Origin of the sequence: Metabacillus sp. 113a, assembly GCF_050107635.1 — a bacterium.
Taxonomy (GTDB): Bacteria; Bacillota; Bacilli; order Bacillales; family Bacillaceae; genus Metabacillus_B.
The window spans coordinates 85,226-105,532 of record NZ_JBNILJ010000005.1 but is presented as its reverse complement, the minus strand read 5'-3'; the positions used below and the strand labels follow the sequence as shown (position 1 = coordinate 105,532).

Below are 20,307 nucleotides of genomic sequence, written 5' to 3'. Positions count from 1 at the left end.
ATCACCAAAAGAAATCAAAAACAAGGGAACGCCAAAATGGCATTCCCTTGTTTTCCGTTTGAAAGCTTAAGCCTTGAAAGAGAGCTTACAGCATTTTGTCATCCACCTGATCAAGCCAGTTTGTAATCTCACCCACGACTGATTTTACGGTTCCCTTATCAAAAGGGGATCTCAGGCCGGCCGCTTCAACAAGACTGAGGAAGGACTTGCTTCCGCCCTGCTTGCACAGGCTAAGATAGCTGTCCCAGGCAGCTTCGCGATCTTCATGAAGCTGCTTCCAATATTGCAGCGCGCATATTTGAGCCAATGTGTAATCAATATAGTAAAATGGAGAATTATAAATATGACTCTGTTTCTGCCAGAACCCGCCATTCTCCAAGTAATCACTGTCTTCATACTTGCGGTGTGGCAAGTATTTCTCCTCGAGGTGCCTCCAGGCTTTATTTCGTTCCGCAGGGGATGCGTCCGGATTTTCATAGATAAAATGCTGAAACTCATCAACCGCAACCCCGTAGGGAATAAATGTAAGCGCTCCGCTTAGATGAGAGAATTTGTACTTCTCGGCATCCTCTTTAAAAAACAGCTCCATCCATGGCCAAGTGAAAAATTCCATGCTCATCGAGTGAATTTCACAAGCTTCATAGGTAGGCCACTGGTATTCCGCTACTTCAAAGCCCCTGCTCATGTAAACTTGAAAGGCATGGCCGGCTTCATGGGTCAAGACGTCGATATCTCCTGAGGTCCCATTAAAGTTGGCAAAAATGTAAGGGGATTCGTAGTCAGCGATATATGTACAATACCCCCCTCCCGCCTTTCCTTTTTTGGCAAGAAGGTCTAAAAGGTTTTTATCTGCCATAAACCTGAAAAATTCATCTGTTTCAGGAGAAAGCTCCTTGTACATTTTCTTGCCGTTCTCAACAATCCATTCTGGATCCCCTTTAGGAACTGCGTTGCCTGCTGTGTACTCTGCTGCATCATCATAATAGGCCAATTCAGCAAGTCCCAGCCTGTTCCTCTGGCGTTCATACAGACTGGAAGCGATTGGAACAATGTATGTAACAACCTGATCACGGAATTCTTTCACCATATCAGCGTTATAATCCACCCGGTTCATTCTTGCATATCCAAGCTCGGTGAAAGTACGGAACCCTAATTTTACGGCGATGCGCGTTCTTACTTGAACAAGCTTATCAAAAATTTCATCAAACTGTTCATTTCTGGCTGAAAAGAATTCGAATTTTGCTTCATTGGCCCGCTTTCGCAAGCTTCGATCAGTGGATTCTGCAAGAGGCTGCAGCTGGACAAGGGTGTATTCCTTGCCTTCAAACTCTATTTTTGCTGAAGCGACAAGCTTTGTATACGCACTCGACAGCTTGTTTTCTTCCTGGAGATCTTCAAGTACTTCTTCTTTGAACGTTCTCAGCTGCATCTCAGCCAGACTGAAAAGCTGGGGACCCCATTTCTGTTCAAGCTGTTTGCGGAATTTTGATGAGATGAGTTCTTTATAAAAGTCGGATATTAAAGCTTGCAGGTGCGGCTGAAGTTCATCCATAAAATCCTGCTCAGCCTTATAAAATTCATCGTTCGTATCGATGGAGTGCCGAATATAGCAAAGGTTTACCATTGTATCGGCTTCGTTCCGGATCCGATACATTTCTTTCATTGCCCGGTCCTGATCCGCAGCATTTTCTGCCCGCCTAAATTGGTCAAGAGCTTTATGGAAATGGTGCTTAACTGTATTCAATTCGGGTCTTTTATATATGTATTGTTCAAAACGCATCTCATCACTGCCTTTCCTTCTATTAGCCTGCTTCTGTATTATTCTTCACTCATTCGCAAATCCCTTCCTTTTTCCTATTAAGATTGGCACGATTGTTCCGATATAGGAAGTAGATAAAGGGAATTAACCCTTTTCGGTAAATTTGCCGAAATAAAGATATAAAAGGTTTGGTGAATGAACGAATGGATAAAACATCGCTGATAGGTCTTGTTTTAGGAGTTGTTGGAGTTGGAGTCGGAATGGTTATGAAAGGCGTAAGCCCGGCTGTTCTTTTAAATCCCGCTGCCATCCTGATCATCATTGTCGGAACGATAGCCGCTGTTGTAACAGCCTTTCCGATGGATGAAATTAAGCGCGTCCCTAAATTATTCGGGGTCTTATTCAAAGAAAGAAAGATTCCATCCATCCAGGAGCTCATTCCAATGTTTTCTGATTGGGCTCAAGTTGCCCGGAAGGAAGGCTTGCTTGCACTGGAAGCAAAGCTTTCAGATGTTGAGGATCCATTTTTAAAAAACGGCTTGAGTATGGCGGTGGACGGACAAAATGCAGATTTTATCCGGGATGTCATGAGTGAAGAAATCGAAGCGATGGAAGACAGGCACTCCTCTGGAGCCGCCATTTTCACACAGGCTGGGACCTATGCTCCTACACTTGGTGTTCTCGGAGCCGTTGTCGGATTAATTGCAGCTCTTTCCCATATGGACAACACAGAAGAGCTGGGCAGTGCAATCGGAGCGGCCTTTGTTGCAACCCTGCTCGGAATTTATTCAGGCTATGTTCTTTGGCATCCTTTTGCCAATAAACTAAAGCGCAAGTCCCGTCAGGAAGTTAAAATCAGGGAAGTGATGATTGAGGGAGTCCTTTCCGTCCTTGAAGGACAGGCACCAAAAGCAATCGAGCAGAAGCTTGCCACGTACCTTCCTGCAGGAGAACGCTCAAAGCTGATAACGGAAGGAGAAAATCCGAATGGCTAGAAGGAAGAGAAAGGAAAAGCATGAGGAGCATGTAGATGAATCCTGGCTCATTCCCTATGCGGATCTCTTGACTCTTCTCCTTGCCCTGTTCATCGTTCTCTTCGCAATGAGCTCAATTGATGCAAACAAATTTCAGATGATGGCCAGAGCTTTCAACAGTACATTTGTCGGAGGAACCGGAGTATTGGAGTACCCCAGCCCGACACCTGATGGAGAAATGGAGCAGCTGGATATGACAAAAACTGAGCAGAAGCAAGAAAGCGAGCAGGAGATTGAAAAGCTGAAGGAAGCAGAAAAGAAAATCAGGGAGTATATTGATAGAAAAGGGCTTAACGACAAACTGAAGACCTCTCTTACAGACGAAGGGCTCCTTATTACCATCAATAATGATATTTTGTTTGAATCAGGCAGTGTTTTTGTACGAAACCGTGATGAAGACCTTGCAAAGGAAATCTCTCAGCTGCTGGTTATGGAGCCTCCGCGAAGCATCATTGTAAGCGGACATACAGATAATATACCCATTAAAAACGCTCAGTTTGAGTCGAACTGGGAACTAAGTGTCATGAGAGCTGTTGAATTCATGAAATTGCTTCTTACAAACCCCTCTCTTTCACCGGAATTATTCAGTGCAAAGGGGTATGGAGAATTCCGGCCCATATCTGATAATGGGACTAAACTTGGAAGACAGAAAAACAGACGGGTTGAAATTTTAATACTGCCTCTCGTTCAAAAGCAGCAGCCGGTTTAAATCATTTTATTACATGATTAAAAAACCAGCGGAGCAAAAAAAGAAGAAAACGCAAGAGCCGCTCATTCAGACAGCGGTTCTTGCGTTTTCAGTTTCAGAATTGCCTTATTCTATTTTATTTCTTTAGCATGGAATCCGATTCTCTTCAGCATCTCAATCGCCTGATCTTTTTCATCTGCTGATAGTATTCCTATTATCTCATCTATTTTTTCCTGATGAGAAGGAAAAATTTCTTCAATTAATTTTTTCCCATTATCCGTAATATGAGCATACGTTACCCGGCGGTCTTTTTCACATGCCTTACGGGCAAGCAATCCTTTTTGTTCAAGCTTATCTACCACATACGTTATACTGCCGCTGGCCAGAAGTATCTTCCCGCCAATTTGCTGCAGCGGCTGGTCTCCCTTATGGTACAGCAGTTCAAGCACACCGAATTCAGTAGGATTTAAGCCAAACGAAGTAATGTGCTTATTCATTCGGTCGTTTATTGCACGATAAGCACGGGATAATACGACAAAGAGCTTCAGTGATTGTTCTGATCCATTCATATATATCAATCCTTAAAGTAAAAAAATCTTGAATTCTAAATAAATAATAGTAAACTATTCATCCAAAGTCAACCTTCTCCACTTAGTCAAAGCTCCCGCCAATGCTGACGATCGGCAAGTTACTCTCAATTCTTCTCTGGAGGTTTCCAACCACTTCCTTCATCGCTTTATCCCATTTTGCTTCATCGTACTTCTTGTGAAAATACACATAAAGAACAAAATCCCTTAATTTCAGAAAAATTGGGATGCTGGTGGCCATTTCACTGGAATAACACCGCTTAGTCTCATAGCCTTTGATAAGCTCATGAAAAAAACAGCTGCACTTATCTTCAAAGCTGTTTTCTCCTTTTCGTTCGAGTCCCCACGCATAATAATAAAGAGGGATAGCCAAATCACTTGCAAACCAATGATAGGAGCTGTCATCAAAATCAAACAAGTGCAAGGCACGGTCATGCCAATGAAAATTGCCCGTATGAAGATCAGAGTGAATAAGTCCAAAATCATGTCTAGGGAGGCTTCTCAGCATTTGCAGCAGCCTCTCCTTCTGCTGAAGTACGGCATTGCCTGGTCTCTGCTTAAAGCGCTCGATATCCAAAAGCTCTTCTTCATCCCATTCAGGTCTGGCCGGTGCTGCGGAAGATTTCTTAAGCTGATCAGCGGCGAGGTGCAAAAGGCTGATGGTTTTCCCCCATTCATGAAATAAATCAGACTTCCATTCCGGTCCGTCCGGTACAACCCTTTCTCCAGGTGCTTTTTCAAATAGGCAGCTGTAGAAGGCCGATCCATCTGAACAAGAATGAATACAAATGCGTTTTCCATTAGAAGATATGGGGCGGCACACACGGACTCCTTCCTTATATAGAAAAGCAACAAAGTCCAGTTCCCCTTCTATCTGCTCAAGGGACCGGTGGCTTGAATGGGTGATTCTCAGGATTGCAGGCGCCCCGTCATAGCAGATCTCAAACACATAGTTTTCTGCTTCCCCCAGTTTCTTTAGAATGGACAGCTCCACACCAAAAAAGCGGGCTGATGTTTCAATGACCTCATCAGTAAACTGTTCTTCCACTGCCTTTTCCATATCAGATTGCCAATATGCTTTCGATTTCATTCAAAACTTCATATGGAAGAATCACAGAAGAAGCCTTGGCATTCTCTTCAATTTGCTCCGGGGTGGAAGCACCGACTAACGTGCTCGCTACATTTGGATTCCGCAGTGTCCAGGATAGCGCCAGCTGGGCTATCGTTATTTCGAGACTGGAAGCCAGCTCAGACAGAAGAGTGACTTTCCGGTTCATGATGTCATCCAAAATTTCTTTCACCCACGTATTCACTTCCTCATTCGATGCCCTGCTGCCCTTTGGAATTTTTCCTTCCATATACTTTCCTGTCAGAACTCCCTGTGCAAGCGGCGACCACACTACTTGCGATATGCCGTTTTTTTCGCTGATGGGCATTATTTCATCTTCAATGTCACGGTGCAGCATATTGTATTGAGGCTGGTTAACCACGATTCGTTCGAGTAAATACCTGTCCGCTACATGCACCGCTTCCTGAAGCTGTGCAGCTGACCATTCGCTTACTCCCGCATAGAGGATTTTCCCCTGCCTGATTAAATCGTCTATAGCCCGAAGCGTCTCCTCAAGGGGCGTTTCCGTATCGTATCTATGACAATAAAAGACATCTACATAGTCTACATTCATCCTTTTCAAGCTGGAATGAACCTGTTCGATAATATGCTTTCTTGAAAGTCCGCGGTCATTCGGCCCTTCGCCAACCGGCCAAAAAGCCTTCGTAGTAATGACATACGATTCTCTTTCAAAAGATTTAAGCGCTTTTCCCATCACAGTCTCAGCCATCCCTTTTGCATATACATTAGCGCAATCAAAAAAATTGATTCCCATATCATAAGCCTTATGTATAATCAGTTCAGCAGACTTTTCATCGATCGTCTGCCCAAATGTAAGCCAGCTTCCCAAACTGATTTCCGAGACCTTCAATCCTGACCGTCCCAATCTGCGATAGTTCATCCCGTTCCCCCCAAAAGTATTCAGCGTTTTTTGCAGTCAAATGACAGCTATCTATAAAATCACTCTTAACTTATCAGAAATTTCCAACATCGTAAAGGAATTTTGACATGAATGATTCAACGAATAGTGACACGAGTCGCTAGGAAACGGCAGAATTGTCGAAATCTAGTGAAGGGATTATAATAACAGGAAGGATTGTGTTATATTTTAATGAAATGATGAAATTAGAGGTGCAGAATGAACGACGTTTACATTGGAAGTATTTTATCAGCCTTGTCCACCGGATTGGGTGCTGTGCCGATTCTATTTTTGAAAAATACGCTCACTCATAAATGGAGAGACATCCTGCTCGCTTTCTCCGCGGGGATTATGATGACGGCCTCTATGTTCAGTCTAATCCCTGAAGCTTTGAGAATTGGAGGAATGCTCCCGGTTATACTGGGCTTGTTTCTGGGTGTGCTCACCCTTACCATTCTAGAGAAGCAGATCCCCCATATTGACCTGGAGCATAATAAGAGCGGCATTCAGTTTGATGAAAAAGCGATGCTGATTGTAGCGGCCATCACCTTGCATAATTTACCGGAGGGCCTTTCAGTCGGAGTAAGCTACGCTGCAGATGCCAGCGATACTGGCAATTTAATTGCATTTGCCATCGGGTTCCAAAATGCCCCCGAAGGGTTTTTAGTTGCGCTATTCCTCATAAACCAGAATATAAGCAGGCTGAAAGCATTTTTAATCGCGACCGCAACAGGTGCTGTTGAAATAGTTACCTCTTTAATTGGATTCTATCTAACTTCTTATGTAAGTATGCTCGTACCATATGGCCTTACTTTTGCAGCTGGTGCCATGCTATTTATTATTTATAAGGAATTGATTCCGGAAAGCCACGGGGATGGGAATGAACGTACTGCTACCTATGCCTTTATAACCGGCATCGTGTTTATGCTGCTTCTTGTAGAGGCTTTCTAATGTTTCCTTACGCTTAGTCCACAGCAAAAAATACAAAAAAAGCAAGACTGGCTTATTTACATTGCCAGTCTTGTTTAATGTTCTGCAGCAGTCTGTCTCTGTTCTGTTGAAAATCTCCACGATGCCATCCGGTTGACGAATTTAGATAAGGAAGTCGAACTCTCATTCTCCGCCCATTCTATTTGCTGAAACTGGTTCAGGAGCTCGTCCAGCTCCTGGCTGAACCTGACTACTTCACAGCTTGTATAGCTCATTGATTCGGCTGCGGCAATCATTTCTTCTCTTTTTTTATCAATCTCCGTAATCAGCTGATCTTTCTGGAATTGTGGGATCACGTCTTTTCCTCCTCTTAGGATTTAGAAGCTCATTAATAAAACCTAAGTATTCATTCATTCCTAGAGAAAAATTTGCCGAATCATATATAAATATGTTACATAATTGTTAATATTTAGATTTTATTATTTTATTCCCAAACTTGGAAGGCTTTAAACCATTTTTTTATATAAAAACATATAAAAAGATAGTATTTGGACTAAAATTCTCCAAAAACTATCTTTTTTGGTTTTTCTATTCGTTCATGACAGGTGAATCCTGTAAGCTGCTAAAATGCTTTACTCTGCCTTACCAGCCGCTGCTTTTCCCTGTCTTACATCATCAATAAAGGTTACACGAAATTCTTTTTCCTCCAGCTTGCTGATGATCTTATTCAGTTTTTTCTCTGTCAGATCATGAGACAGATTGACGACAATTCTTCTGAGATAGTCTCCGTTATCCAATGTCAGGAGGCCTTCGATGTTAACATCCTTTATGGTGCTGACCAGCTCTTTTATCGCGCCTTTATGTTCTTTTGTTGCTACCGTCAGAAGGTATCCGCCCGTCCTCAATCCGAAGGAATCTTCCAGAACATCCATAATATTTGCGTGGGTCATAATACCGGTAAATTCCTGATCCTCCGTAAGTACAGCGAGAAATGGCAATCTCTTAATGGACATAAATGCTTTAATAAAAGAATCTTCCTCGAGAATGTATGCGTCCTGGTCCTTAACTAATGATGCGATGGAATCGTTGTCCTGACCCTTTTGTTCGTAGTAATACTCCAGGAGGGATGCTTTATAAATCAGGCCAGTAAATTTTTTCCCACCTTCATCCAGCACTGGGATGCAGCGGTATCCTGTCTCCTTTAAGCGGTCGTATGCTTCTTTTACGGTGTTTGAAAGATTACAGTATTTTACTGCTTCCTTTTTCACGTAATTGTAACGGATTTTCATGATAACCCTCCTAGTAAAGTAGACTGATATCGATTGTAGAAAATTTTACACATAAGAATGAAATAAGTAAAGAATATTTCGATTTTTCTGTTAAGAAGATCTTTTGTCCATCTATTACATGTGTGATCAGTGTGATTTATGACAGCTTCCAATCCTATCTGTACCCGCTCTAAACAGAACCGTTCGCCAGCTATTACACACACTCTCCTTATATCCTTAGGCTTTATGCCTGATTTCCGCTCCTCCAATTTGTTTTCGACTCACAGAAAAACCCCGGTATGCTTCACTTTACGCATACCGGGGCTTTAGCCTTTCTCTCAGCAGGACTTTTCAGACAGCCCCCTCATTCGTTTAGTTTGCATTCGATTCTTCTTTATCATAAATCGGCACCCAGCCTTCTTTCGTGACGAAAATTCTGACCGCTACTACTTTGCGGTCATCCTGAAGGGTGAAATAATGACGGATGTTCTCGGGTACTGATATTAGATCCCCTGGAACAAGCTCGACATTAAAAAAAGAACCGTCCTTAGCCTGAATAATAAAAACCCCATGCCCGCTGACAATAAATCTAACCTCGTCATCTGAATGGTGATGCTCCTGCTGAAAATTCTTCAGCAGCTCATCAAGATTAGGCGTTTTATCTGAGAGTGAGATTATGTCCTGCGCCTGGTACCCCCGCCTTTTGGAAATATCCACAATTTCCGCCTTGAATACTTCCAGAATTTCTTCTTTATTCTCATCGGTCAATTCAAAATTTTCCTTAAGGTGTGCTGGAAGCTTTTCGATATCCCACTTTTCATAAATGACTTCCTGGCTTTCCAGAAAAGCTGAAACCTGATCCTGATCGGTGATTCGCTCTCCGCTTTGCTGATAAAGAATTGAGGCCATTGCTGTTTCCCCCTATAGTTTAATAGATTGGTTTACCCTGCATTGCAGAAGCTTAACATGATACGAAAATAAAAACTCGCATGCTTCCAGATACTTCTTTGCTTCCAGCGCTGTCCGTCCCCAAACCGTTATTCCGTGATTCCGGATCAAGACGGCACCCGCATCTTTATGAACATGCACTCCAAAAGCTTTGGCAAGAGCGGGGATATCTGCATGGTTTGGAATAATCGGCACCGAAAAGGATGCGTTTTCCTCCCACAGGCCGAATGCTTTAATGATCTCCTGATTCGTGAAGGTAACCATCCCTTCATTTGCAAAGATTTCCGAGATGACATTGTTATCAACGGTGTGGACATGAAGGCTGCACGCGGCGTGTGTTTTCTTGAATATCTCTAAGTGAAGCAGTGTTTCAGCCGAAGGCTTTAAATGGGTTTCCCCAGCAGGCTCTCCATGCTCATTCACTAAAAGGAAATCATCATCGGTTTCTTCCCGCTTGTCCTTGCCGCTTGCAGTTACATAGAACGCCAGCGGGTCGTTCCCCGTTCTAATAGCCAGGTTTCCGCTGGTGGCTGGAAACCAGTCTCTCTCAGCCAGTTCTCTTTTTATAAGTGCCAATTCCTTCAGCGGCTGTTTTTCTTTTTGACTCACGCTCTTCCCCCCTTTTTTTCAAGCAATCCGGTCAATCCATTACACCGCCAACATTAAATCGTCACCGGTCCATCAGAATCACAGAAAATGACAGGCTTCATTTTTCAGCGTTGCCATATTGACCCCATAATTCAAGGGCCAGAGCCAATGGTTTATCGGTTTTTGCCCGTTCTTCAAGTGAGATGTGTTCAAGAACGGCTTCTCCTGCGGAACGGAAGGCCGCAGCTCCTCCAGAAGCACCAAGAGGATGCCCATGGATGCCGCCTCCTGCATTAATGACACAGTCTGTTCCAAAGTCGTTCATGATAACCGGAACTAGACCTGGATGTATGCCGGCAGAAGGTACCGGAAAGGTTTCCCTGATGCTGCTTTGGACGGTGCATTCCTCAGCAATTCCCAATGCTGCTTTTTTCTCCAAAGCTACACTTCCGTATGGAGATGGAAACAAGGAAAGATCTGCGCCAGCCAAACGTGTCAGCTTCCCTAAAAGGAGCGGATAGGAAAATCCATAAAATGGCGAAGAAGCGAAAGCGCCGCTTACCGCCGGATGGGACATGACCGGAACATTCACTTCCTCATCCTCTGCCAGAGCCTGAAGAACGTCCAGTCCATACGCGTGCACATTCAATAAAAGAGCTGTCGCGCCAGCTTCGGCCGCCCATCTTGCCCGGTCCCGGAGCTCAAATGTCCTTCCCGTCAGATTCACTGCATATAAAGAACGTTTCCCTGTTTCTTTTTGCAGTTGGTCAATGATTTCCCGTCCTTTCTTAACCCGTTCCAAAAACGGAGTCAGGGGATTTTCAAACAGGATTTCATCGTCCTTTACTAAATCCATCCCTCCTGCAAGCTGCTCATAAAGCTGCTTTTTCAAATATTCCAAGTCCTTGCCAATCACGCCTTTAAAAATGCTCATAAACAGCGGACGGTCATTTACACCAAGCTTTTCTCTAATTCCGCTGATTCCAAATTTAGGGCCCGCAAATTTCTTTGCAAGTTCACTGGAGAATTCGAGATCCAGAAGCTTGATTTCCCCATCCAGCGACAATTTCCCAAAAGCAGTCGTTAAAACAGCGGGAAGGTCTTCAGAAAAATTGGCTGCAGGGTAGGCAATTTTAATGAGACCGCGCGTCAGCTTTTTACCGAAGAATTCATTCGCACGCACGTCTCCGCTTAATCTTTCCACGGACAGTACTGTGCCTTTATGTTTTTTCAGCTGCTCCTTTTCAAGCTCGTGAAGATCTGTCCACGAGCCTATGGTCAGCCCGAGCGCAATCCCCTCCGCTTTTTCTTCCAGGCGGTCATTTGAAGTGTGTACAAGATAGGTCGCAATCAGTTCACTCATCGTCAAGCCTCCGTCTTCATAGCAATATAAAAGCCTCTTCGTCATAAGAGAAGAGGCTTTGCATAATAGTTATGCAGTACCTTATCTCTCAGTGCTGACACTGCAAGATTTAGCACCGTGCTTGAACGTTCAGTTCAAGTCGGTTGCCGGGCTTCATAGGGCTAGTCCCTCCGCCTGCTCTTGATAAGTACGGTATAGGCCTGCAAAAAATCCGCAGGCGAAATTTTCAATTAATTTGGATTATTGCAGGGATTTGGAAATGTGTCAAGTCATAATTGAAAATCATTCCATTACGGCCGGAAAATGTCAAGCTTCCCAATCCTTTCGGCCGCCTCCCAGATCCTGGCTTCATCCGTAAGCAGACCAGCACGCAAATATCCTTCGCCAAATTGGCCGAACCCGCTTCCCGGTGCGGTAAGAACATGAGCTTTTTCCAGAAGAAGATCTGAAAATTCCTGGGATGTAAAGCGCTCGGGAACGGGCAGCCAAGCGAAGAAACTCCCCTTAGGAGCTTGAATGTTCCAGCCGATTTCCTTAAAGGCATCCACCAGTGTATTCCGGCGTCTTTCATACATCCGGACAAGCGCTTTTAAGCTGTCCCCTCTATCCAGCAAAGCTGCTTCGGCCGCATCCTGAACAGCACCAAAAACACTTACATACATATGATCCTGAAACAGGTTGATTGCTTCTATAACACTGGCATTTCCAGCTGCAAACGCTACCCGCCACCCCGCCATATTGAACGTTTTCGAAAGAGTATAAATTTCAATTCCCGTTTCCTTTGCACCAGGGGTCTGAAGATAACTTAACGGCTTTTCGCCGTCAAACCCAATCGCTCCATAGGCAAAATCATGAATGGTACAAATATGGTGCTGCTTGGCAAAATCAGCGGTTTCTCTAAAAAAAGCTGCATTGGCTGCTGCTCCCGTAGGATTGTTCGGATAATTTAAAAACATAAGCTTTGTTTTAAGCAAAACAGGATCAGGAATTTGATCATAATCCGGGAGGTACTCATTTTTTTCAAGCAGCGGAAGCATGTGCATCCCTGCGCCGGCCATCTCTACGCCAGACCAGTAATCCGGGTATCCAGGATCTGGAACAAGCGCCACATCACCAGGGTTTAGTAAACATTGTGGAAGCTCAACAAGCCCGGCTTTCCCACCAAACAGGATGGCTATCTCCGTCTCCGGATCTAATTCAACCCCATATTCTCTCTTGTAAAAGGTTGAAGCAGCTGCTCTTAAAGACTGTTTACCTCTGAAAGGGGAATATTTGTGATTGGCCGGTTCTTCTGCAGCTTTTTGAAGCGCCTTAACGATATGTGCAGGTGCAGGCTGATCCGGGTTTCCCTGGCCCAGATTGATGATGTCACAGCCCTCTTTAATCTTTTCAGCTGCTTTTAAAGACAAGGCAGCGAAAAATTGCTCAGGAAGCCGTCTTAGTAAGCGGGATGGTTCAAAATATGTCATTCTATTCCACCTTCTCGAAAAATTCTTGAAATGATAGTCACAAATCATATAGTGTTAATACAGAAAAGTAAAGAAAATTCTGATTGAAAGCGGGGGTCAAAGTGAAACAGTCAATTGCGTGCATCCAATTTGATATCGCATTCGGCAATCCGGAAGAAAATAAAAAAAGAGCGGCAGCTGCGATCAGGGAAGCCGTTAAAGTCAATCCGCCGGACATTCTTGTATTACCCGAATTATGGAACACTGGATACGATTTGACAAGACTGGATGAGATTGCGGACCCGGCAGGAAGGGACTCGAAGGCTTTTCTTTCGGCCTTGGCTAGAGAGCACCATGTCCACCTGGTGGCAGGGTCCATTGCCAAAAAGTCCGGTAAAGAGATAACAAATACAATGCTCATTTTCAGCAGGAGCGGAGAGCTGGTACATGAATACAGCAAAATTCATTTATTTAAACTGATGGATGAACACCATTATTTGACAGGCGGCAAAAGCAGCGGACTTTTTTCTCTGGATGGAATCCAATGCGCAGGCTTTATATGCTACGATATCCGCTTCCCTGAATGGATGCGGGATCATGCAGCCCATGGAGCAGAAGTATTGTTCGTCGCCGCTGAATGGCCCCTCCTCCGCCTTAACCACTGGCGGGCGCTCCTCATAGCAAGAGCCATTGAGAATCAGGCCTTTGTCGTTGCCTGCAACAGATGCGGGTCCGACCCCAAAAATAAATTTGCCGGACATTCTATAATCATTGATCCATGGGGATCAGTTTTGGCCGAGGCGGGGCAAGGAGCAGAAACACTCCGCGCTGAATTGGATTTCGCAGAAATTGCTGAAATCAGAAGACAGATTCCCGTATTTCAGGACCGCCGGCCTGAATTGTACCAATCGTTCTTTAAAAGCTGACCTCCCTATTTAATTTTTTATATATAAGGGTTAAATCACTCAGCCTGAAGCTTATGAATGGTTTTATCAGATTCTTTCTGATGCCGGGCCTTTAAAACATACTAAAAAAAGATTGACAGACTTATTGTGGAGCTGGTAAGATTTTCATCAATGATTGATTGCAAAACAATTAAAACATTCAAAAAAATCTAACACATATACTCTTATCGAGAGTTGGGAGAGGGAATTGGCCCGTTGACCCCAACAGCAACCGACCGTAATTCCATTGCGAAATGGGGCGCAGCAAGAAGCGCCGGAGCAAGACGCTCCAAAAGGCACGGTGCTAAATCCGTCAGAAGCTTTATGCTTTCTGGGAGATAAGAGGTGCGGAGACAGCCTCTTCAAGCCTCTTTCTCAAAACGAAAGAGGCTTTTTGTATTTGCACTTATCTAAAAAACGGCTTTTCAGGAGGCGAAAAAATTGGGTATACCACATTCAGCATTTTATGAACCGTTAACGGAAGCCGCCGCTGCGGCACTCGCGGTCAGGCTGGGCCTCGTTCCAGACACGATTCTTCACTGCAGGGAAATTGGCGATGGGAATTTGAACCTTGTTTTCAGAGTACATGATCCAAAATCAGGCAAAGGGGTGATTGTTAAGCAGGCTCTTCCATACGCAAAGGTAATCGGTGAATCATGGCCGCTTACCCTTGACCGGGCACGCATTGAAAGCAGCGCCCTCGTTAAGCATGCAGAGCTTGCACCAGGGCTTGTCCCGGAGGTCTATTACACCGACCAGCCCCTAGCCGTAACTGTAATGGAAGACCTGTCACACTTACAAATTGCCAGGCAGGCATTGATCGAAGGAAAACAGCTCCCGCATCTCGCTCAGCACATTGGAGAATTTATGGCCAGGACGCTCTTTTATACGAGCGATTTCGCCCTTGAGCCTCATGTGAAAAAACAGCTTGTTAAACAATTTACGAATCCTGACCTTTGTAAAATTACAGAGGACTTTGTGTTCACCGATCCATTCTTCGATCATGATTCAAATGACTTTGAACCGGAGCTCCGGAAAGCGGCGGAAGAGATCTGGGCAGACACCCATTTAAAACTGGAAGCTGCCAAGCTTAAAAAGAAATTTTTAACGCAGGCGGATGCCTTAGTGCATGGAGACCTCCACACAGGAAGCATTTTTGCAGGAGAAACAGAAACGAAAGTCATTGATCCTGAATTTGCGTTCTTCGGCCCGATCGGCTTTGATCCAGGACAGTTTATTGGAAATCTCCTGCTTAATGCCCTATCCCGTGAACCGGATAAACAGGAGTTTCTGTTTCATGCGATCGAAACAGCATGGAACACATTTGCGGATGTGTTTAAAGAAGCTTGGAAAAACAGCAGTCTGGACTGCTACTCTGAAGTGGAAGGCTATCTTGAACATACATTGGCGCAGATATTTGAGGATACAATCGGCTTTGCGGGCTGTGAGGTGATCAGAAGGACAATCGGCCTCGCCCATGTGGCCGACCTCGATGGCATCCAGCCGCACAGCCGGAGAATAGAAGTGAAAATTCAGTCGCTGGAGCTTGGGAAAAAATTGATCAAGCAGCGGCGCAATCTTACGGAACCAGGGCAGCTCAAACGGTTTTTCCGTCATGCTATTGCCCCCTGATTAGGAGGACTATAAACATGCTTCAGCCATCTTTCATCGTACCCCGTTCAGTTGAATGGAAGGATACTTATATTTCCATGCTTGATCAGCAAAAACTGCCGGCCGCAGCCGAATACATTCGCCTGAACAACATAAAAGACGTTTGGGAGGCTATACAAAGTCTGAAAGTGAGAGGCGCCCCGGCAATCGGAATAACAGCAGCATTCGGGCTTGCCCTTTCTGCATCCCGCTACAGTGAAACAGAAATTGGTTTATTCCTGAAACGGCTAAAAAAAGAGCAGGAATATTTAGCTGGGTCGAGGCCAACGGCCGTAAATCTGTCCTGGGCTCTTAACCGTCTTCTGAAATCATGCGGCAATGTTCAATCAGTGAATGAAGCAAAAACCAATCTTATACATGAGGCCATTCAAATTCAGGCAGAGGATGAAGAAACCTGCAGACAAATAGGAGAGCATGCGTTAAAGCTCTTTTCTAAAAACGACCGGATCCTGACCATCTGCAATGCAGGTTCAATAGCGACTGCCAGATACGGAACAGCGCTTGCTCCCTTCTACTTGGCAAAGGAGCAAAATTTCCCGCTTCAAGTGTTTGCATGTGAAACCCGGCCGGTGCTTCAGGGATCAAGACTCACTGCATGGGAGCTTATGCAGGCAGGGGTCGATGTTACTTTGATTACAGACAGCATGGCTGCCTTTACCATTAAAAACAAGAAGATCAGCGCCATCATTACAGGAGCAGACCGCATTGCGAAAAACGGTGATACCGCTAATAAAATTGGAACATACAATCTTGCTATTTTAGCAAATGCCTTCAGCATCCCGTTTTATATTGCTGCCCCACTCTCTACTTTTGATTTAAACATGGAAGTCGGAGAACAAATCCCAATTGAGGAACGCGACGCTAAGGAAATTACTCATATAGCAGGAACCCAAGTATCCCCAGACGGCGTCCAGGTCTTCAATCCTGCCTTCGACGTAACTCCTGCAGAGCTGATAACAGGCATAGTGACAGAAAAAGGGGTCATGAGAGGAAATTACAGCGTTAAAATCGAAGAGCTTTTTTTACCCGAACCATCTGTATGAAATCCGGGAATCCGTTCGAACGGGCATGCTGAGGAACAATCAGAGCTGAAAAAACTGAGGATGCCGGCTTTTATGTATCCTCAGGTTTGCATGTCTGAACGCTGTTCAGCCGGATCAGCTTTGCAGCTGGGGATCCTCCCAATAAAAGATTTGAGTGTTCATTCTTCAATCTTTGCCCATAGCTCCTTTGGATTGAGCTCATAAATGCTGTTTTCACGGTACATGATTGCATTGACAATCATTTCCCGCCGGAGGGTGGCATAATCTTCATGATATTTGGTGATCGCTTCATTCACTTCTTTTTCTGTATACTTCTTCCCAGCTTCAAAATCTTTCGCAATATAGCAGAGAACCATAAGCTTTCGTTTGCGCTGGGATGGAATGGTTTTAAACTTCCCCTCACTAGTTAAATAATTTTGCACAATTTTCAACTGATCCCCCGTTAGCTGCTTCACTTTGTTTTCCTCCTCAGCATTGATAAGTTTTCCAATATCGTTTGCATAATTTTCAATAACCTTGCTTTGAAGAAAGTAATAAATGGTGTTTTTTTCTCTTTCTTGACGGACCAGATTGACTTCTTTCAGTTTGGAAAGATGGTGGGTGATGGTCGGCGGAGTGAGTCCGAGAATCCCTGCTAATGCCTGGCCGTGTTTAGGCCCGTTTGCCAGGATGGCAATGATTTTTAGCCTTGTTGCATCTCCCATTGCTTTATGAAATTGGACTAAGCGGTTTAATTGCATGTATGCACCTCATAATTAGATATATATCTAATTAGATAATAGTCTTATTTGTATTCTATTGTCAATTACTTCTGAAGCTTTATAATGGCTTGAGCCTGTTCTTTTGAGATGAGGCTGCACTTATTAAACAGCGCTGCACAGGCTGCAATTTTCACATTTCTTGCCGGCCGGATGATCACAGTAATCCCTCCCCCTTCTTGCGCTCAGGAAACTTTTTTACCCTTGTTAAATACTATGTCACGGCTCCATATTTGTGACAAGTTTCCGGCAGCGTGAATCAAAGCGCCAATGCACGGGTAAAACGGGAATTGGCAGCCGGTAACCAGCATTCCAATACAAAACACCGGATTAGTCATCCGGTGTTTTGTATTATGCCTTTTTGTATTCTGTTTTTTCGAGCTCCAGTAACGCAGCTTTTAAGTCTGTTTTCGACCCTGCATAACCGGTGAGAGATTTATTTTTTCCTATTACCCGGTGACACGGGACGATAATCGGGAGTTTATTGTTCTTATTGGCCTGTCCGACGGCGCGAACTGCTTTTGGGCTTCCAGCTTTTTCAGCAATTTCGGAATAGCTTAGGGAACTTCCGTATGGAATCAATTTTAATGCTTCCCACACACGCATTTGAAAGGGAGTCCCTTCGGATTTAAATGGCAGATCAAATTCAGTCCGCCGGCCTTCAAAATATTCTTTCATCTGGGTTTTAGCTTTCTCTAACACAGGAAAATCAGCCTCTTCACATGGCAAACGGGATAAATCAGAGCCTGGAAGCAAAACCTCCAAAATATCAGTCCCGTCCGATACAATCGTTATCTTTCCTATAGATGTATAAACCTGAGCGAATCCTATCACTTATTCCACCTCTTTTTTTCCTGCAGGAAGAGTAATATAAAAGGTAGTACCTTTTCCTACATAACTTTCCACTTCTACCTTGCCCCGGTGTTCCTCGATTATCTTAAAGCTTACCATAAGACCAAGACCTGTCCCGCGGTCTTTTGTTGTGTAAAATGGCTCTCCTAATTTTCTTAGCTTGTCTTCAGGAATTCCGTTCCCTTCATCCTCAATGGATATGATTAAGTGATCGGGGTCCGGCATTTTCAGCTTAGTCCGTACCTTTCCACCGTTTGGCATCACTTCAATCGCATTTTTTAAAATATTAATAAAGACCTGCTTCATTTGATTGGGCTCGCAGAATATGGATGGGATCTCGCCTTCTGCTGTCAGCTCCAGCTGAACATTGGAAAAAATGGCTTGTGCGTTTAAAAGTTCCATTGTCTCCTTCATAATTTTCACAATGCTGTTTTGTTCAAAATGCACAGCCTGCGGTTTAGCCAGCACTAGAAACTCGGTAATGATGCTTTCAATTCGGTCCAGTTCGGATTTTATCACATGAAAATACATGCCAAAGTCCTCTTTCACACCGCTTTCCAAAAGCTGGATGAATCCTTTCAGCGCTGTCATCGGATTTCGGATTTCATGGGCAATTCCTGCTGCAAGCTCCCCGACAACATTTAACGTATCTGATTTTCTAAGCCGCTCTTCGAGTTCCTTTCTTTCAGTTACATCCCTGAATATGGCCAAATGCATATTTTCATTTAAATTCAGCTTTAATGAAAAATCAAGGATTTTTGTATGCCCTTGTTTGGATTGCAGGCAGATTTCATTTGTGCCCTCCTCTTCTTTTTGAAGCTCAGCAAAAAAATCGGAAGGAGCTTTAGTCTGATTTGGAAACAATAACGTATACAGGTTGCATTTCTCAATTGCCTCATGATTCATCTCAAAAATTTTGGCTGATACTGGATTGGCAGCCATGATGGAAAAATGGCTGTCAAAAAGGATGATTCCCTCCATAGCTCCATTAAAAATTTTACGGAATTTTTCCTCGCTTTGCCGCAATTCTTTCTCCATGCGGTTCCTGTCGCTTACATTTCGTAAAATGGTAATATGCTGGCCTTTAAAAATATTGGCTTTAGAAGTGAATTCCAGCTGTTTGTACTGTCCGTTCGGCATATGGAAATTAAGTTCCTGGCGGATGGATCCTGTATTTAAATATTCATCAAAAGCATCATGATAACGCGGGTCTCCCTGATCAATAAAGTCTGTAATTGAGCTTTTCAGCAGCCCTTCCATCGGAAGTTCGAAAATACGTGTCGCCCATCTGTTCGCTTTTTGGATTTTCCCCTTTTTATCCCATATGATGATGGCATCCATAGCGTTTTCAAAAATTTCCCGGAAGCGGACTTCGCTTTCATAAAGCTGGGCTTCCATTTCCCGTTTCTCTGTAATGTCCCTCATGATCGACATATAATAGCCATTGAGGATATTCGCCGTAGTTGTAAACTCGAAGATTTTTCTTAGGCCGCTTTTCAGCCTGACTGGCAGGTCGCCTTTCGCTTTTCCTGATTTAGAAAGAAGTGACCAGGTTTGATCCATTTCCCCTTGACTTTCCTTATCAATGAAATCCTTCAGCTTATAGGAGGAAAGCTGGTTTTTCTGCAGTTCGAAGCTCTCGCAAAAGGAGGTGTTTGCATCTACGAGCCTGCCATATTGATCGTAGATCACAATTCCATCCAGTGCCCGGTGAAAAAGATCCTGAAACATTTGCTCATTGATGGTTCTTTCTCTTTCCAGTATTTTCTTTGAAGAAATATCCCTCATGATCGATAAATCAAACTCACCGATCGCTTTCTTTTTTGCGGCAAATTCAATAAACTTTAGCTGTCCGTCATCGAGCTTTATCATTAATTCCTCTTTTAAAGCACCTTTTTCCGATAGCACGTCCCTTTGTCTTTTTATTTCTTCATTAGCAAACAAAGCAAGATAATCATACAATGATTTTCTAAGGAGCTTATCTTTCGTTTCTTTAAACATTAAGCAGGCTGCTTCATTTGCATCTATAAAATTCATGTCCTGATCAAAAATAATGATCGCGTCCAGTGCCTGATTAAATATGACCTGGTGCTTAGACAATTCTTTTTTAAGTTGGGTATTTTCCTCTTTTAAGCGTTCCAGTTCAATCGTTAACCGAGCAATTTGTGCCTCCTCTATCAGCTGACTCATTCCCCGTACACTCCCTTTTTAACTTCCATGTTCATATATGTTTTATTTCTACAGCAAATTCCATAGTCCTTCATTCCTCTATCTTATATTCCATGATTTATCCGAAAAGGGTTATTTTTCCTTAGAGATTTATCGTGAGAATGTTGATTTACCTTCTATCAGGCATCGGCTTTCCCGCATCACCAGAAAATCTCAGCAGAGCTTATCGG

At 43.8% G+C, this 20,307-nt stretch carries 19 protein-coding genes and 2 riboswitches; of the genes, 6 read left to right on the top strand and 13 right to left on the bottom strand.

Translation table 11 applies throughout. The features are described 5' to 3' along the window. Positions 1–85 precede the first annotated feature (85 nt). Entirely contained in the window at positions 86–1,780 is a 1,695-nt protein-coding gene (locus tag ACQCVE_RS10610; RefSeq protein ID WP_426862747.1) for a M3 family oligoendopeptidase, read from the bottom strand. 182 nt (positions 1,781–1,962) lie between these two features. Between ACQCVE_RS10610 and motA the strand changes: the two genes are divergently transcribed. Both motA and motB read left to right on the top strand, forming a co-directional pair. After that, on the top strand, positions 1,963–2,754 hold the full coding sequence (motA, locus tag ACQCVE_RS10605; protein ID WP_426862745.1) for a flagellar motor stator protein MotA: 792 nt from the start codon (positions 1,963–1,965) through the stop codon (positions 2,752–2,754). Continuing rightward, complete coding sequence (motB, locus tag ACQCVE_RS10600; RefSeq protein ID WP_426862743.1) at positions 2,747–3,502, top strand: flagellar motor protein MotB; 756 nt, start codon at positions 2,747–2,749, stop codon at positions 3,500–3,502. The genes motA and motB overlap by 8 nt, the downstream gene beginning before the upstream one ends. A 110-nt stretch (positions 3,503–3,612) precedes the next feature. On the opposite strand, the gene ACQCVE_RS10595 is transcribed toward motB, so the two are convergent. From ACQCVE_RS10595 to ACQCVE_RS10585, 3 genes are all read right to left on the bottom strand, one after another. Continuing rightward, positions 3,613–4,050 (bottom strand): MarR family winged helix-turn-helix transcriptional regulator, encoded by a 438-nt coding sequence (locus ACQCVE_RS10595; protein ID WP_426862742.1) that lies wholly within the window; start codon positions 4,048–4,050, stop codon positions 3,613–3,615. Positions 4,051–4,132: 82 nt separating this feature from the next. Beyond that, on the bottom strand, positions 4,133–5,158 hold the full coding sequence (locus tag ACQCVE_RS10590; protein WP_426862740.1) for a phosphotransferase enzyme family protein: 1,026 nt from the start codon (positions 5,156–5,158) through the stop codon (positions 4,133–4,135). Next, positions 5,130–6,077: an aldo/keto reductase family protein gene (locus ACQCVE_RS10585; protein WP_426862739.1), complete on the bottom strand. Its 948-nt coding sequence runs from the start codon at positions 6,075–6,077 to the stop codon at positions 5,130–5,132. The genes ACQCVE_RS10590 and ACQCVE_RS10585 overlap by 29 nt, the downstream gene beginning before the upstream one ends. Positions 6,078–6,314: 237 nt before the next feature. On the opposite strand from ACQCVE_RS10585, the gene ACQCVE_RS10580 reads away from it, so the two are divergent. Continuing rightward, positions 6,315–7,046 carry a ZIP family metal transporter gene (locus ACQCVE_RS10580; protein WP_426845001.1) on the top strand — a complete coding sequence of 244 codons (732 nt, stop codon included), beginning with the start codon at positions 6,315–6,317 and terminating at the stop codon, positions 7,044–7,046. A gap of 74 nt (positions 7,047–7,120) precedes the next feature. On the opposite strand, the gene ACQCVE_RS10575 is transcribed toward ACQCVE_RS10580, so the two are convergent. From ACQCVE_RS10575 to ACQCVE_RS10550, 6 genes are all read right to left on the bottom strand, one after another. Then, complete coding sequence (locus tag ACQCVE_RS10575; RefSeq protein WP_426845000.1) at positions 7,121–7,381, bottom strand: aspartyl-phosphate phosphatase Spo0E family protein; 261 nt, start codon at positions 7,379–7,381, stop codon at positions 7,121–7,123. A 276-nt stretch (positions 7,382–7,657) separates the two neighbouring features. Continuing rightward, complete coding sequence (cbpA, locus tag ACQCVE_RS10570; protein WP_426844999.1) at positions 7,658–8,314, bottom strand: cyclic di-AMP binding protein CbpA; 657 nt, start codon at positions 8,312–8,314, stop codon at positions 7,658–7,660. A 351-nt stretch (positions 8,315–8,665) separates the two neighbouring features. Further along, entirely contained in the window at positions 8,666–9,202 is a 537-nt protein-coding gene (locus ACQCVE_RS10565) for a 1,2-dihydroxy-3-keto-5-methylthiopentene dioxygenase (protein ID WP_426844998.1), read from the bottom strand. A 12-nt stretch (positions 9,203–9,214) separates the two neighbouring features. Next, positions 9,215–9,850: a methylthioribulose 1-phosphate dehydratase gene (locus tag ACQCVE_RS10560; RefSeq protein WP_426844997.1), complete on the bottom strand. Its 636-nt coding sequence runs from the start codon at positions 9,848–9,850 to the stop codon at positions 9,215–9,217. Between the two features lie 97 nt (positions 9,851–9,947). Beyond that, a complete protein-coding gene (locus ACQCVE_RS10555; RefSeq protein WP_426844996.1) occupies positions 9,948–11,192 on the bottom strand; it encodes a 2,3-diketo-5-methylthiopentyl-1-phosphate enolase in 1,245 nt (414 codons plus the stop codon). 78 nt (positions 11,193–11,270) lie between these two features. Beyond that, a riboswitch (SAM riboswitch) is annotated at positions 11,271–11,382 on the bottom strand. Between the two features lie 100 nt (positions 11,383–11,482). Next, complete coding sequence (locus ACQCVE_RS10550; RefSeq protein ID WP_426862737.1) at positions 11,483–12,661, bottom strand: pyridoxal phosphate-dependent aminotransferase; 1,179 nt, start codon at positions 12,659–12,661, stop codon at positions 11,483–11,485. 101 nt (positions 12,662–12,762) lie between these two features. On the opposite strand from ACQCVE_RS10550, the gene ACQCVE_RS10545 reads away from it, so the two are divergent. The 3 genes from ACQCVE_RS10545 to mtnA all read left to right on the top strand — a co-directional run bounded on the left by ACQCVE_RS10545 (position 12,763) and on the right by mtnA (position 16,298). After that, positions 12,763–13,566 (top strand): carbon-nitrogen family hydrolase, encoded by an 804-nt coding sequence (locus ACQCVE_RS10545; RefSeq protein WP_426862735.1) that lies wholly within the window; start codon positions 12,763–12,765, stop codon positions 13,564–13,566. A 200-nt stretch (positions 13,567–13,766) separates the two neighbouring features. Beyond that, positions 13,767–13,929, top strand: a riboswitch (SAM riboswitch). A gap of 96 nt (positions 13,930–14,025) precedes the next feature. Continuing rightward, positions 14,026–15,216, top strand: a complete 1,191-nt coding sequence (mtnK, locus tag ACQCVE_RS10540; RefSeq protein WP_426862733.1) for an S-methyl-5-thioribose kinase — start codon at positions 14,026–14,028, stop codon at positions 15,214–15,216. A gap of 17 nt (positions 15,217–15,233) precedes the next feature. Continuing rightward, positions 15,234–16,298, top strand: a complete 1,065-nt coding sequence (gene mtnA, locus ACQCVE_RS10535; protein ID WP_426862731.1) for an S-methyl-5-thioribose-1-phosphate isomerase — start codon at positions 15,234–15,236, stop codon at positions 16,296–16,298. A gap of 158 nt (positions 16,299–16,456) precedes the next feature. Here mtnA and ACQCVE_RS10530 read toward each other — a convergent pair whose 3' ends face one another. The 3 genes from ACQCVE_RS10530 to ACQCVE_RS10520 form a co-directional block, all read right to left on the bottom strand. Further along, a complete protein-coding gene (locus ACQCVE_RS10530) occupies positions 16,457–17,038 on the bottom strand; it encodes a metalloregulator ArsR/SmtB family transcription factor (protein WP_426862729.1) in 582 nt (193 codons plus the stop codon). 369 nt (positions 17,039–17,407) lie between these two features. Next, positions 17,408–17,890, bottom strand: coding sequence for a methylated-DNA--[protein]-cysteine S-methyltransferase (locus tag ACQCVE_RS10525; protein ID WP_426862727.1), 483 nt, complete (start codon positions 17,888–17,890; stop codon positions 17,408–17,410). After that, a complete protein-coding gene (locus tag ACQCVE_RS10520; protein WP_426844989.1) occupies positions 17,891–20,098 on the bottom strand; it encodes a PAS domain S-box protein in 2,208 nt (735 codons plus the stop codon). It abuts the gene before it with no gap. Positions 20,099–20,307: the final 209 nt, after the last annotated feature.